General features: G+C 75.0%; 9 protein-coding genes and 1 tRNA gene. 9 read left to right on the top strand and 1 reads right to left on the bottom strand.

Features of this window, described 5'->3' with window-relative positions; all coding sequences use genetic code 11:
• Nucleotides 1-110: 110 nt before the first annotated feature.
• The 6 genes from tmk to ABTY15_RS04005 all read left to right on the top strand — a co-directional run bounded on the left by tmk (nt 111) and on the right by ABTY15_RS04005 (nt 9,296).
• Nucleotides 111-3,584: a dTMP kinase gene (tmk, locus tag ABTY15_RS03980; protein ID WP_350575561.1), complete on the top strand. Its 3,474-nt coding sequence runs from the start codon at nt 111-113 to the stop codon at nt 3,582-3,584.
• 232 nt (nt 3,585-3,816) lie between these two features.
• Entirely contained in the window at nt 3,817-5,028 is a 1,212-nt protein-coding gene (locus tag ABTY15_RS03985) for a DNA polymerase III subunit delta' (RefSeq protein ID WP_350575684.1), read from the top strand.
• Nucleotides 5,029-5,274: 246 nt separating this feature from the next.
• Nucleotides 5,275-6,438, top strand: coding sequence for an alpha/beta hydrolase (locus ABTY15_RS03990; RefSeq protein ID WP_350575563.1), 1,164 nt, complete (start codon nt 5,275-5,277; stop codon nt 6,436-6,438).
• A gap of 305 nt (nt 6,439-6,743) precedes the next feature.
• Nucleotides 6,744-8,414, top strand: coding sequence for an alpha/beta hydrolase (locus ABTY15_RS03995; protein WP_350575565.1), 1,671 nt, complete (start codon nt 6,744-6,746; stop codon nt 8,412-8,414).
• Nucleotides 8,415-8,490: 76 nt separating this feature from the next.
• Nucleotides 8,491-9,141 carry a leucine efflux protein LeuE gene (gene leuE / locus ABTY15_RS04000; RefSeq protein ID WP_350575567.1) on the top strand — a complete coding sequence of 217 codons (651 nt, stop codon included), beginning with the start codon at nt 8,491-8,493 and terminating at the stop codon, nt 9,139-9,141.
• 81 nt (nt 9,142-9,222) lie between these two features.
• Nucleotides 9,223-9,296 (top strand) — tRNA-Thr (locus ABTY15_RS04005).
• Nucleotides 9,297-9,385: 89 nt separating this feature from the next.
• Here ABTY15_RS04005 and ABTY15_RS04010 read toward each other — a convergent pair.
• Complete coding sequence (locus tag ABTY15_RS04010) at nt 9,386-11,011, bottom strand: serine/threonine-protein kinase (RefSeq protein ID WP_350575570.1); 1,626 nt, start codon at nt 11,009-11,011, stop codon at nt 9,386-9,388.
• 239 nt (nt 11,012-11,250) lie between these two features.
• Between ABTY15_RS04010 and ABTY15_RS04015 the strand changes: the two genes are divergently transcribed.
• The 3 genes from ABTY15_RS04015 to ABTY15_RS04025 all read left to right on the top strand — a co-directional run bounded on the left by ABTY15_RS04015 (nt 11,251) and on the right by ABTY15_RS04025 (nt 14,153).
• Nucleotides 11,251-11,514, top strand: coding sequence for a DUF6059 family protein (locus tag ABTY15_RS04015; RefSeq protein ID WP_350575573.1), 264 nt, complete (start codon nt 11,251-11,253; stop codon nt 11,512-11,514).
• Nucleotides 11,515-11,588: 74 nt separating this feature from the next.
• On the top strand, nt 11,589-13,415 hold the full coding sequence (locus ABTY15_RS04020) for a fatty acyl-AMP ligase (RefSeq protein WP_350575576.1): 1,827 nt from the start codon (nt 11,589-11,591) through the stop codon (nt 13,413-13,415).
• 132 nt (nt 13,416-13,547) lie between these two features.
• The gene (locus tag ABTY15_RS04025) at nt 13,548-14,153 is read left to right on the top strand and encodes a response regulator transcription factor (protein WP_350575579.1); all 606 of its coding nucleotides are present in this window, start codon (nt 13,548-13,550) and stop codon (nt 14,151-14,153) included.
• Nucleotides 14,154-14,195: the final 42 nt, after the last annotated feature.

The following is a 14,195-nucleotide window of genomic DNA, read 5'->3' on the forward strand; positions in this document are numbered from 1 at the left end:
GTCCGCGTGCCGCCGAAGTGTGTGCGCGGAACGTCACAACCCGGTGATGAGCGGGATCCGGAACCCCGTTCGTCTCTTTCCGGTCAAGCCCCGACCGCTACGCTGACCGTATGACGAGCGAGGAGCAGCCCACCCCCAGCGCCGCCCCGGCCGCCAGAGCCGCGATGCCCGACCTGCCCGAGGTCGCGCCCGCCGGAACCCCGGCGGAGCGGGCCAGGGCACTGCTGCGGACGCGCCCCTACCGGCGGCTGTGGACCACCCAGCTGATCGGCGGCACCGCCGACCGGCTCGGCCTGCTGGTGCTGCTCGCCCTCACCGTGATCGCCGCCGCCCTCGGCCGGCAGTTCGGCGACCTGCCGCGCAGCCTCGCCTTCGCCGTCGCGGCCGTCCTCGCCGCCCGGGTGGCCGCCACCGCGCTGTTCGGCGCCGTGCTGCTCGGGCCGGTGCACCGGCTGGTCGCGGGCCGGCTCGACCGGCACTGGACGCTGTTCGGCGCCGACGCGCTGCGCGCCCTGCTGATCGGCATCGCGCCCTGGTGGATCGTCTGGCTGGGCTCCGGCCCGCGGCCCTCCGGCGCGGCCACCTACGTACTGCTCGCCACCGTCTTCGTCACCGGCGCGGCCGAACGGGTCTGGGAGATCGCCAAGGCCGCCGCCGTCCCCGGCCTGCTGCCGCCGGCCAATCCTTACGCCCCGGCCGCCGAGCAGCGCCCGGCCGCCGCCAACCTGGACACCGTCCGGAGCCTCGACCGCTTCACCGGCTGGGTCACCGTGCCGCTCGCGGCCGCCGGCCTGGTGGCCCTCACCCTGCTGAACAACATCGGCGCGGCGCTCGGCTCGGACTGGCTCCGGGCCCACCAGGTCACCTTCGCCGCGCTCGGCGCGGCCGGACTGTTCGCCGTCGCGGCCGTCCGCGGCTACCTCCAGCAACTGCCCGTCGGCCCGGTGACCGTCGCCCCGGTCTCCCCGTTGCAGGGCCTGCGCGCCCCCACCGATGCCACGCCCGGCCCCGCGCTGAGCAAGGGCCGCACCGGCAGCGCCCCCTACTTCACCTTCGCCGTGGCCGCCGGCTACGCCACCATGGCCGGCGTCGCCGCGCTCGGCCTGCTCACCGCCGTCGAACACCGGGCCGGGCCGATCGGCTACGGCCTGCTGGTGCTCGCCGCGGCCGGCACGCCCGCCGCCGGCGCCCGGCTCACCCGGGCCGTGCTGCCCTCGTTCTCCCGCCGCCGGCTGCTCGCGCTGGCGCTGCTCACCGAGGGCGTCGCGCTGATCCTCGCCGGGCTGGTGCTGGACTTCGTCCTGGTCCTGCTGCTCACCGTGCTGGCCGGCCTCACCGCCGGGATCGTCGTCTCCGCCGGGCGCACCCTGCTCGCCCAGGAGGTCGAGGAGGCCCGGCTGCCGAAGGTGGTCGAGCACCTGTACGCGGTGCTGCGGGTCGTGGTCGGCGTCGCGCTGGTCGGCGTCCCGCTGATCGCCGGCGCGTACGGGAACGTCGAGTACGGCACGGTCGAGCCCGGCTCGTTCACCTTCATCCACGGCGGTGCGGCGCTCGCGGTCGCCACCTCGGGGCTGCTCACGTTGGTGCTCGCGGCCGTCGTCCTGCTGCGCACCGACGACCGGCGCGGCACCGTGCCGTTCGGCCGGGACCTGGTCGACGCGGTGCGCGGCGGCGGCGGTCCCACGCCGTACCGGGGCACCGGGAAGGGCTTCTTCATCGCCCTGGAGGGCGGCGACGGCGCCGGCAAGTCCACCCAGGCGCAGGCGCTCGCCGAATGGATCCGGGGCAAGGGCCACGAGGTCGTGCTCACCCGCGAGCCCGGCGGCAGCCCGGTCGGGCAGCGGCTGCGCGGACTCGTCCTGGACGTCGGCAACACCGGCCTGTCGCACCGCGCCGAGGCGCTGATCTACGCCGCCGACCGGGCCGAGCACGTCGAGAACGTCATCCGGCCGGCCCTCGCCCGCGGCGCCGTCGTGATCACCGACCGGTACATGGACTCCTCCATCGCCTACCAGGGCGCCGGGCGCGACCTGGCCGCGACCGAGGTCGCCCGGATCTCGCGCTGGGCGACCGGCGGGCTGCTGCCCGACCTGACCGTCGTCCTGGACGTCGACCCGAGCCGGGCCCGGGAGCGCTTCACCGAGGCGCTCGACCGGCTGGAGTCCGAGCCCACCGAGTTCCACCAGCGGGTCCGGGCCGGCTTCCTCGCGCTCGCGGCCGCCGACCCGGCGCGCTACCTCGTCGTCGACGGCAGCCAGGCCCCCGGCGTCGTCACCACCGCCATCCGGCACCGGCTCGACCGCGAGCTGCCGCTCTCCGAGCAGGAGAAGGCCGCCCAGGCCGAGCAGGAGCGGCTCGCCCGGGAGGAGGCCGAGCGGCGCGCCGCCGAGGAGGCCCGGAAGAAGGCCGAGGCCGAGGCCGCCGAGCGCAAGCGGCAGGAACTGCTGGAGCAGCTGCGGGCCGAGCAGGCCGAGAAGGAGCGGCTGGCCAAGGAGGAGGCCGAGCGCGTCGCCGCCGAGGCCCGGCGCAAGGCCGAGGAGGAGGCCCGCCGCCGCGCGGCGGAGGAGGCCGAGCGGCGGGCCGAGGAAGAGGCCGCGCGGAAGGCCGCGGAGGAGGCCCGGCTCGCGGCCGAGGCCGCCGAGCGCAAGCGCCTCGCCGACGAGGCCGCCGCCCAGGCCGAGCTCCAGCGGCAGCGGGAGCTACAGCGTGAGGAGCAGCGCCGCCGGGCGGAGGAGGCGTTGCAGCGGGCCGAGGAGGCCCGGCTGGCGCAGGCCGCCGCGCTCGCTGCGGCCGCCGCGGCGGCGGAGTCGGCGGCGGACCGGGCGGAGCGCGGGAAGCCGGAGGCGGGGGATGCCGGTGCGGGCGGCGCTGGTCTGGCTGGTGCTGGCGATGCTGCTGGTGCTGCCGGACCGGCGGTTCCCGGGGAGACGGTGACCACGGAGCTGCGGGCGGTGCCGGAGGGTGCCGGCGGTGGCGCGGACGCTGACGCGGGTGCCGGCGCGGGCGCCGGTACGGACGAGACGACGCGTGAGCTGTCGCTGCGGGACCGGCAGGCCGCCGCCCGGGCGGCCGGGGCCGTCGACGCGACCGCGCAGCTGCCGGTGGTCCCTGCGGCTGCGGCGGACGAGACGGCCGTGCTGCCCAAGGTCCCGGCGGAGGCCGACCGGACGGCGGTGCTGCCGCGGGTCGAGTCCGGCCGTACCGAGCCCGGCCGTACTGAGCCTGGCCGTACTGAGCCTGGCCAGACCGAGGACCGGGTGCCCCCGGGGCTGTGGCGTGCGGAGCCGGCCGACAGCACCCGCGAGCTGCCGACGGTCGGTGGTGGTGAGGAGTCGGCGCCGGCCGTCGCCGAGCGGCCGCGGCCGGAGTGGGCGGAGGAGACGCCCATGGACGACCTGCCGAGCCTCACCGACACCCTGCTCGGCTCCCGCGACGAGTGGGCGCGCTGGGAGCACGGCGACCAGCGCGGCCGGGCGCCGCAGGCCCCGCGCGATGGCGGTCAGGACCCGCGCGGCGGGGGCGACGGCGGTACCGGGAACGACGGCGGCAAGGGCAAGGGCCGCCGCTGGGGGCGCCGGGGCTGACCCGGGCTGGCCGGGGCGGCCGGACTAGGGACGACGGACGACGGGCGGCGCCCGTCGGGGCGGTGGCCCCGGCGGCGCCGCCTTCGCCGTCCGGGGCGGGTGGCGTCGAGCCGGGGGCGTCGTCGGGTGGGCGGGCCTGGTCGGACCGGCCGTGGCTGTCGGACCGGGCACGTATGCTCGACGGCGGGGAAGAGGCGCCGGGAGCGCTGCCGTACAACGCTTGGGAGCAGCAGTGGCCGTCTGGGACGACCTGGTGGGCCAGGAGCGGGTGGTCGAGCAGCTGACCGCCGCCGCCCGGGCGGCCGGGGCGACGGTCGCGGCCGGCCGTGGGGCCGCCCCCGAGCCGGGCGGGAACGCCTCCCTGATGACGCACGCCTGGCTGTTCACCGGCCCGCCCGGAGCCGGGCAGGTCACCGCCGCGCGCGCCTTCGCCGCAGCCCTCCAGTGCACCAGCCCGGACCTCGCGCTCGGCGGCACGCCCGGCTGCGGGTTCTGCGACGGCTGCCACACCGTGCTGGCCGGCAGCCACGCCGACGTGAAGTACGTCCGGACCGACGGCCTCTCCATCGGCGTCGGCGACATGCGCGACCTCGTGCTGCGCGCCGCCAGCTACCCGACCGGCGGCCGCTGGTCGGTGATCCTGGTCGACGCCGCCCACCGGCTCACCGAGGCCGCCGCGAACGCCCTGCTCAAGGGGGTCGAGGAGCCCTCCCCGCGGACCGTCTGGCTGCTCTGCGCCCCCTCCGTCCAGGACGTCCTGCCGACCATCCGCTCGCGCTGCCGGCTGCTCGTGCTGCGCACGCCCGCCGCCGAGGCCGTCGCCGACATGCTGGTCCGCCGCGACGGCGTCGAGCCGGAGACGGCCCGGCTCGCCGCGCTCGCCGGTCAGGGTGACGTCGAGCGCTCGCGCCGGCTCGCCGTCGACGAGCAGGCCCGGGCCCGCCGGACCGAGGTGCTGCGGATCCCGCTGGAGGTCGCCGACATCGGTGGCTGCCTGGCCGCCGCCCAGCGCCTGGTCGACACCGCCAAGGCCGACGCCGAGGCGCTGGCCGAGACCCAGGACGCCAAGGAGACCGACGACCTGAAGGCCGCCTATGGCGCGGCCGAGGGCGGCAAGGCGCCGCGCGGCATGGCCGGGGCGGTCAAGGAGCTGGAGAAGCGGCAGAAGAGCCGCGCCACCCGGACCCGCCGGGAGACCCTCGGGGTCGCCCTGCTCGACCTGCTCGGCTTCTACCGGGACGTGCTCGCGCTCCAGCTCGGCTCCAGCGGCGCGCTCGCCAACGAGGACCAGCGGCAGGCGCTGAACCGGGTCGCCCAGGCCGGTCCGCCGGAGGGCACGCTGCGCCGGATCGAGGCGGTGCTCGCCTGCCGACAGGCGCTGGATCGCAACGTGGACCCGCTGCTCGCCGTCGAGGCGATGACGGTGGCGCTGCGCGCCGGCTGAGCCGCGCCTGCGGCTTCCGCGGCTCTCGCGGCTCGCGCGGCTTCCGTGGGGCGGGTGTACGCCTCCCGGCGCTGGCCCGCTGTCCCACCTTCGAGTGAACGGTCGGTACGCGCCGGGCACACCCGCGTGTGACCGTCGGTGCGTTGTGCACGCTGGGGGCCGACTGCGCCCCGGTGCCGGGGCCGTCGCCCCCGTACGGCGCCGGGTCCGGTCCGGCGCTGCTCCTCCCCCGAGGTGGTGCGTTCCATGGTCCGTTCGCTCCTCGTCATCCCCCTGCTGGCGGCCGCCCTGGGCGGGGTCTGGCTGGCGCGCGGCGCGCTCCAGCGCTGGCGCGACCTGCGGGCCGCCGAGACCTACGAACTCGCCGGTGACCGGTGGCCGATGCTGCTGCGGGCGGCCGGCGCGATGGTCTGCGGGGTGTGCGTGACCGCGCTGACCCTGCTCACCGCGCTCGGGGCCTTCGGCGGCCTCAGCCGGAACGACCGGACGGCGGAAGGGGCGGAGCCCGCCGTCGACGCCGCGGGGGCGGGCGCGGCGGCGCGGCAGCAGGCGGCGCCGCCCACCCCGGCGGAGTCGGTGCAGGTCCAGGCACAGACCGCGGCCCAGGGGGCTCCCCAGACTCAGGCTGCCGCAGCGATGCCTGCCGTGGTCAGCCGGTTCGACAGCGTCGGCCACCCCGGGGGCGGCGAGCTGCTGCAGTCCGCCGTGCTCGGCCCGGACGGGCATCCGCGCAACGTCCGGGTCTGGCTGCCGCCTCAGTACGCCAAGGAGCCGAACGCCCGCTTCCCGGTCGTGGTGATGCACGCGGCCGCGCCCCGCAAGACCGCCGACGCGGAGGTCCCGGACGTCTTCGAGGGCATCGGCTCCGCCCTGCAGACCGGCAAGTCCCGCCCGTTCGTCCTGGTCGCCCCCGAGGCGCCGAACGGCACCGCGCACCCCTGCGACCTGGTCGCCGCTGCACCGCAGGCCGTCTCCGACGACGCGACGCTGCGCACCACCATCGCGGCCACCTTCCGCACCCTCCCGCCCGGCCCGGCCTCCTGGGGCGTCCTCGGCGTCGAGGGCGGTGCGCCGTGCGCGGCCGCCGCCGGGCTGGCCCGCCCCGACCTGTACGGCGCGGCCGCCGCGGTCTCCGGCCGGTACGACGCCGCCGCGCTCACCCAGGCCGGGGCCGAGGCCCCGGCCGGTACCGTGCCCAGGCTGCTGCTCGCCGCCGCCAAGGGCGACGCCGCCGGGCTGGACGCCGCCCGCAAGCTCCAGGCGGCGCTGAAGGCCGGCCCCGGACCGGCGGCCAAGGCCGACGTGCGGATCTCGGACAACGTGCAGGACTACACGGCGGACCGGGAGCGGCTGCGGCTGGTCCGGCAGGCGGCACAGTACCTGGCCGAGGCGCTGGCCAAGGCGTCCTGACCGCTGCTGCCGTGGTCGTGAGCCGGCACTACGCTGCCCGGTACCCGGAGGACGGGTGCCGGGCAGCGGCCTTGTCCGGGCGGCGTGTGCTGTTCGGGCGGGCGGTGCTGTTCGGGCGGGCGGTGCGTTCGGGCGGGCGGTGCGTTCGGGCGGGCGGTGCGTTCGGTGCCGCCGTGTCCTTCGGTGTCGCTGCGTCGTTCGGTGCCGCTGTGTCGTTCGGGCGGCTGTTCCGGTGGGGCTGTTCCGGTGGGGCTGTGGGACCGTCGGGCGTGGGAGCAACGGAGCTGGGGCTGGAAGGGAGCCGGATGAGGGTCACCGGGCGGGTACTGGCCGCGGCGCTCGCCGTCGGACTGCTGGCGGGCGGGTGCAGCGCGGGGTCGGCCGGAACCGGATCGGCCGGGGCGGGGGGTGCGGCGTCGGCGGCCTCGTCGGACGCCTCGTCCTCGTCGTCCTCGTCGTCCGGCGGTGCTGCCGGTACTGCCGGTGCCGCCGCGTCCGGGGTGACGCCGCTGGAGCCGCTGCCCGCCGCCGTACCGGCCGGGCTGGCCCCGTACTACGGGCAGCGGCTGGACTGGCGGCCGTGCGACGGCGGGTTCGAGTGCACCACCTTCCGGGTGCCGCTGGACTACGACCGCCCCGGCGCCGGCGACCTCACCCTGGCGGCCACCCGCTTCGCTGCCACGCCCACCGCCTCCTCCTCCGCCTCCGCCGGCTCGGGCGGTTCCGGGCGGCTCGGTTCGCTGCTGCTGAACCCCGGCGGGCCCGGCGGCTCGGCGGTCGAGTATCTGCAAGCCGTAGCCCGGACGTACGACAGCGGCGTGCGCGCCCGGTACGACCTGGTCGGCCTCGACCCGCGCGGGGTCGGCCGCAGCAGCCCGGTGACCTGCCTGAGCGGCGAGCGGATGGACGCCTTCACCGCCGTCGACCTGACCCCCGACGACCAGCGGGAGATCGACGCGCTGGTCGCCGCCGACCAGGAATTCGCCGAAGGCTGCCGGCAGCACGCGGGGGCGGCACTCGGCCACCTCAGCACCGTCGAGGCGGCCCGCGACATGGACGTCCTGCGGGCCCTGCTCGGCGACGAGCGGCTCAACTACGTCGGCAAGTCCTACGGCACCTTCCTCGGCGCCACCTACGCCGGGCTGTTCCCCGGCCGGGTCGGGCGGCTGGTGCTGGACGGTGCGATGGACCCGTCGCTCGACTCCGTCGCCGGCAACCGCACCCAGGCGGGCGGCTTCGAGACCGCTTGGGCCGCCTTCGCCAAGGACTGCGCCAAGCGCGACGACTGCCCGTTCGGCCGGACGGAGCAGCAGGTCGGCGAGCAGCTCGGCGCCCTGCTCGCGGCGGTCCACACCGGCGGCCCGCTGCCGACCACCGACCGGGGCCGACGGCTCACCGAGTCCCAGGCCACCACCGGCGTCATCCAGGCCATGTACGCCGACTTCCTCTGGCCCAAGCTGCGCGCCGCGCTCTCCGACGCCAAGGCGGGGGACGGCACCGGCCTGCTGAAGCTCTCCGACGCCTACTACGGGCGCGAGCCGGACGGCTCGTACCCCAATCTGATGTTCGCCAACACGGCGGTGAACTGCCTCGACCTGCCCGCCCCGTTCGGCGGGCCGGCGGACGTCCAGCGCGCGGTGCCGGACTTCGAGCGGACCTCGCCGCACTTCGGCCGCGGCATGGCCTGGATGGCGCTGACCTGCGCCTACTGGCCGGTCCGGGCCACCGGCACGGCGCACACCATCCGGGCCGCCGGCGCCGCCCCGATCGTCGTCGTCGGCACCACCCGCGACCCGGCCACCCCGTACGCGTGGGCCGAGGCGCTCGCCAAGCAGCTGGAGTCCGGGCGGCTGCTCACCTTCGACGGCGACGGCCACACCGCCTACGGGCGGCACAACACCTGCCTGGACGGCGCGGTCAACCGCTACCTGCTGACGGGCGAGGCCCCGGAGGCGGGCCGGCGCTGCGGTCGATAGTTTCAGCTTCAATCGATCACCGGTGTGACGTTACGATGAGCGCCCCCCTGAACCCCTACTCCTGGCGGAGCGCACCATGCTCGGAGTCAACGACCTGGCGACCTACGTCCTCGGCGCCCTGGTCATCGTCCTGCTGCCCGGCCCCAACTCCCTGTACGTGCTGTCCGTCGCGGCCCGCAAGGGCGTCCGGACCGGATACCGGGCCGCGGCCGGCGTCTTCGTCGGCGACTTCACCCTGATCAGCCTCACCTCGCTGGGCGCCGCCTCGCTGCTGAAGGCCAACCCAGCCGTCTTCGCGGTGGTCAAGTTCGGCGGCGCCGCGTACCTCCTCTGGATCGGCTACGGCATGCTGCGCGCCGCCCGCCAGCTCTGGCGCGAACACCGGGCCGCCGCCGACCCCGACGCCGGCGAGGCCCCCGAAGCCGTCGAGCGTCCGTTCCGCCGCGCCCTGGTGATCAGCCTGCTGAACCCGAAGGCGATCCTCTTCCTGCTCTCGTTCTTCACCCAGTTCGTGGATCCGTCCTACGGGCAGCCCGCCCTCTCCTTCGGCCTCCTCGGCGGCATCCTGCAGACCTTCAGCGTCCTCTACCTCACCCTGCTGATCTTCGCCGGCACCACCCTCGCCGCCGCCTTCCGCCGCCGCAAGCGCCTCTCCGCCACCCTCACCAGCGGCGTTGCCGTCCTCTTCGCCGGCTTCGCCGCCAAGCTCGCCGTCTCCTCCACCTGACCCCACCCCCGGGTATCCGAGTACGGATCACCCGCGAACCTGTGTAGACTGGCCCGCGTTGCCGCCACACACGGCAACGGTGCCGCCTTAGCTCAGTTGGCCAGAGCAACGCACTCGTAATGCGTAGGTCGCGGGTTCGAATCCCGCAGGCGGCTCAAGGTGAACCCCAGGTCAGGCTTCTGACCTGGGGTTCTTGCCGTATGTGACCAGCTGGGCCTCGTCGATTCGGGTCACGGGCGATCCGTCAGCGGTATCGGCCCGCGCCGGACCTGCGGGCGGAGCGGGACCTGATCGACGTGCGAGAGGGCAGCAGGACGGTCAGCACGGTGGAGGTGGCCACCCACGCGAGGACACCGAGCTCAACGGTGACCAGGACTAGCAGCTGCGTGCCGGCGAGGAGACCGGTGGTGAGCGTGGCGTTCACCAGGCCGGCGCTGACCGCCGTCTGCACGTCGGCGCCGTGTCGATTGAACGTCTGGCTGAGCCCGCGCACGAGTGGCCATTGCACTCCCAGGAGGACGGGGCACATCACCCCGCTCAGGATCAGCACGCCCCACCAGGGCATCGGCGACATGGTCAAGAGCAGCAGGCAGGAGACCGCGGTCACGCCCAGAGAGACGAAGACCCCGCCCGCGTCGTCCGTGTCTTCGGCTGTGGGCTCGTCGAACTTCAATCCGAGGGCCAGAAGCAGAGCCGCGGCGATGGCGACCGGGACCGCCCAGCGCACGGACCAGGAAGCGAAGGCCACGAGCTGGAGCCCGATCAACGCGCCGCCTATCAGCGCACTGCGCGCCGTGGCGGTGGACCGCGCCGTCCGTGGCTTCGCCGGCGGCGCGTCGGGTTCGGGCTCCGGCGGAACGTCGAGTGGTGTGGGTTCACGCCGGGCGGACGGGGTGCTGCCTGGAGTGGGGGCTGGGGGTGCGTCGGGAACGGTCGGCGGGTGCGGAGGCGCTGGCTGGACCCGCCAGGCCGTCTTGGTCGGGGCCGTGAAGAGGCCCGGAGCCACCGTTGAGGGCGGTGTGGAGTGTTGGCGCCGAGCGGGGGGCGCGAGCAGCGCTTCTATGGCGTCGATGACCTGGGCGGCGTCGGCGGGCCGATCGGCGGGTTCCTTCGCCAGGAGGTGGAGGACGAGTTCGTCGACCGCGGCGGGGATGGAGGCGCGGTGGCTGCTGGGGGCTTCGGGTTGCTGGGTCAGGTGCTGGTGGAGGACGGCCAGTGGTGCTCCGGTGAAGGGCGGTCGGCCGGTCAGGAGGGTGTGGAGCAGGCATCCGGCGGCGTAGAGGTCGACGGTAGGGCCGATGTTCCGGTCGCCTCGGGCTTGTTCGGGGGCCATGTAGGCGGCTGTGCCGATGGCGTGGCCGGTGCCGGTGAGGGAGAGGTCTTGGTACAGGTGCTTGACGATCCCGAAGTCGAGGATCTTGACGGTGCCTCCGGGCAGGAGCATGGCGTTCGCGGGCTTGACGTCCCGGTGGACGAGGTCGGCCCGGTGGGCGGCGGCGAGGGCGGTGCACACCTGCAAGGTCCAGTCGAGGGCGTCTTCGACCGGTGGCAGTGCGCCCTGGGAGATGATCTCTTCCAGGGACCGTCCTTCGAGGAGTTCCATGACGAGGAACGGCGCACCGCCCTGCTCAGGTCCGGCACGGCCGAAGTCGTGGACGGTCACGATGTGCGGGCTGCTGAGATTGCCGGCGGCCCTGGCCTCGGCAGCGAACCGCTCGATGCTGGCGGAGGCCGGGTCGGCAGCCGTCAGCAACTTCACCGCTACCGGGCGGCCGACCCGTTCGTCGAAGGCTCGCCATACCTGGCCCATACCGCCGGAGCCCAAGACGGTGTCCAGCCGGTATCGGCCGTCGAGCTCGGTCCCGCGCACGCTCACCCCTGTACGGCTTCGGGAACGCTGCTCGTTCGGGTGCGTTCCGCCCGGTCGTGCACTCTACCGGGGACGCTGCTGCCAGACGGGTTCGTTTTCGACTGCGCCTGGCTGGCCAAGGACGGTGTGGTGGTGCGCCGTTCGGTTTTCGGGTTCGGGGTGGGGTCGAGTGGGAGTCGAGTGGGGGGTGGCAGGCTCGGCGCGCTGGTGGGTGGGTCGGGCGGCGTGCGGAGGTGGCGGTGGTGGGGAGCGGGTGGGGGTTCGGGCCGGTCGGCCGGGCGTTGGCGGTGCTGGGGGCGATGTTCGGGTTCGTGCCGCCGGGTGAGGTGACGATGGGCTGGGGCGCGGAGCCGGCGGAGCCTGCGGAGTCGGTGGAGCGGGTGGAGCGGGTGGAGCCCGGGCGGGGGGCGGTGCCGCCGCGGGGGCATCCGGAGCGGTTGAGGCCCGATGTGCCGCTGAGTGACGTGGAGTTGGCCCTGCAACGGGAGTGCGGGTGGCGGTGACCGCGGGGTGCTCAAGCGGGGTTCGAGCGGGGCACCGCATGCTTCTCGAGTAGGCGTCGAGGAGCTTGGGGGCCGTGGTGGCGGGCGTTGCCGATTTCACCGATTTCACCGATCTGCTCGTGCGGCGCGGCGCGGAGCTGCCGGACCGGGAGGCGTTCGCCTTCGTGGACGGGGGCGGGCTGTTGGCCCGGGTTTCGCTCGGGTACGGGGCGCTGGACCGGGAGGCGAAGCGGATCGCGTCCTGGTTGCAGCAGTTCCGGCCGGCCGGGAAGCGGGTGGTGCTCTGCCACGGGGACGGCGCCGACTTCGTCACCGCGTTCCTGGGGTGCCTGTACGCGGGGTCGGTGCCCGTGCCGGCGCCGGCGCCGCGGGGGCGGCACGCCGGGGAGCGGCTGGTCGGGATCCTGCGGGACTGTGCCGCGGCCTTCGTGCTGACCGATTCGGCCCACGCGCCCGAGGTGTCCCAGCTGCTGGCGACGGGCGGGCAGGCGCAGGTGCTGTGCGCGGCGACGGACCGGGCGGGGCTGGGCGACGCGGACGCCTGGCGGCGGCCGGCCGTGCGGCCGGACACGCCCGCGCTGTTGCAGTACACCTCGGGGTCGGTGAGCGAGCCGCGCGGGGTGCTGGTCAGCCACGCCAACCTGCTCGCCAACCAGCGGGCCATCCAGCGGGCGCTGGGGACGGACGAGCGCTCGCGGATCGGCGGCTGGCTGCCGTTCCACCACGACATGGGGCTGATCGGGCAGTTCCTGCACCCGCTCTTCCTGGGGGCCGGCGCGGTGGTGCTGCGGCCCCGGGACTTCGTCGAGCGGCCGGTGGACTGGCTGCGGCTGGTGGACCGGTACGGGCTGACCGTCACCGGGGGGCCCGACTTCGCGTACGACCGCTGCACGCGGCTGGCCACCGACGAGCAGGTCGCCGCGCTGGACCTGAGCCGGCTGGAGGCGGCCGTCACCGGCGCCGAGCCGATCCAGGCCGCGACCCTGGAGCGCTTCGTCGAGCGGTTCGCCCCGGCCGGGTTGCGCCCCGAGGCGCTGCGGACCGGGTACGGGCTGGCCGAGGCGACCCTGCTGGTGTCGGTCGGGCGCTGGGGCGCCGGGGCCGGTCGGGCGGTGGACGCGGCGGAGCTGGAGCGGAAGCGGGTGGTCGCGGCCGAACCGGGGCGGCCGGCCCGGACGGTGGTGTCGGTCGGCGCGGCGGCGGACGGGCTGGACCTGCTGATCGTCGACCCCGAGGACTTCCGGGTGCTGCCGGACGGAAGGGTCGGCGAGATCTGGGTCCGGGGCGGCGGGGTCGCGGGCGCCTACTGGGACCGGCCGCGGGAGAGCACCCGGATCTTCGACGCCCGGCCCGCGTCGGCCGGGGGCCGGGCCGGGTGGGAGGAGCGCGAGGGCGGCTTCCTGCGGACCGGGGACCTCGGTTTCCTGGCGGACGGGGAGTTGTTCGTCACCGGCCGGCTCAAGGAGGTGCTGGTGGTGGCCGGGCGGACGCTCTACCCCCAGGACATCGAGCAGCGGGTGCAGAAGGCCAGTGCGCTGTTCGGCTCCGCGGTGGCCTTCACCGTCGAGGCGGACCGGGACCACGTGGTGGTGGTGCAGGAGATCCGGCCGTTCGGCGACGTGGAGTTCCCGGCGTTGGTCAGCGCCGTCCAGCGGACCGTCGCCGAGGACTTCGAGATCGCGGCGGAGACCGTGCTGTTGGTGCGGCCCGGCACCGTGCGGCGGACCAGCAGCGGCAAGTTGCGGCGGTCGGCGATGCGGGAGCTGTTCCTGACGGGGCGGATCCGGCCGTTGCACGCCGTGGTCAGCGGGGAGGTCGGCCAGCTCGTCGGCGAGCTCGTCGGGCAGGCCCGGGGGAACGCGGACGAACCGTTCAAATCCCGCCACAATCGCCTTAATTGAAGCGTTACGGGAACTTTCCGCGCGACACGGATCCGAACACTACCCTCTGTTCCGTACCCGTCGCTCTCGTCCAGTGCATGATCAGTCGAAGCGGGTCGCTCTGACAGCTGTGATGATTGGGGGTCATTACAAGTGATCAGGATACTGTTGGCCGAGGACATGCACATGATCCAGGGGGCGTTGCTCGCCCTCCTGGCACTGGAAGAGGACATCGCGGTCGTCGAGGCGGTCTCCTCCGGCAGCGAGATCCTCCCGGCCGTCCTGCGGCACCGCCCCGAAGTGGCCGTGCTGGACATCGAGTTGCCGGGCATGGACGGACTGACGGCTGCCGCCCTGATCCATGACCAGATCCCCTCCACCCGCTGCCTGATGCTGACCAGCCTGGCCCGCCCGGGCAATCTGCGCCGGGCGATGTACGCCAATGTCTCGGGCTTCCTGTTGAAGGACGCGCCGCCGGCCCAACTGGCCGACGCGATCCGCCGGGTGGCCGCCGGGCAGCGCGTGATCGATCCCCAACTGGCCATGGCGGCCTGGGACATGGCGGCGAACCCGCTCACCAGCCGGGAGCTGGAGGTGTTGCAGATGGCCGCCGAGGGGGCCGAAGCCGCCGAGATCGCCGACCAGTTGTACCTCTCGGTGGGGACCGTCCGGAACTACCTCACCACCAGCGTCACCAAGTTGAACGCCCGGAACCGGGTGGACGCGATCAGACTGGCCCGGGAGTCCGGCTGGTTGTAGCCCGGAGCGACGGAAAGACGGAACAGCCCGCCGCCGGAATCC

It is taken from the genome of Kitasatospora sp. NPDC097643, assembly GCF_040302625.1.
Taxonomy (GTDB): Bacteria; Actinomycetota; Actinomycetes; order Streptomycetales; family Streptomycetaceae; genus Kitasatospora.

Excerpts from the sequence above, each read along its gene's own strand:
- tmk (WP_350575561.1), top strand. The coding sequence starts at position 111 with ATGACGAGCGAGGAGCAGCCCACCCCCAGCGCCGCCCCGGCCGCCAGA.
- ABTY15_RS03990 (WP_350575563.1), top strand. The coding sequence starts at position 5,275 with ATGGTCCGTTCGCTCCTCGTCATCCCCCTGCTGGCGGCCGCCCTGGGC.
- ABTY15_RS03995 (WP_350575565.1), top strand. The coding sequence starts at position 6,744 with ATGAGGGTCACCGGGCGGGTACTGGCCGCGGCGCTCGCCGTCGGACTG.
- leuE (WP_350575567.1), top strand. The coding sequence starts at position 8,491 with ATGCTCGGAGTCAACGACCTGGCGACCTACGTCCTCGGCGCCCTGGTC.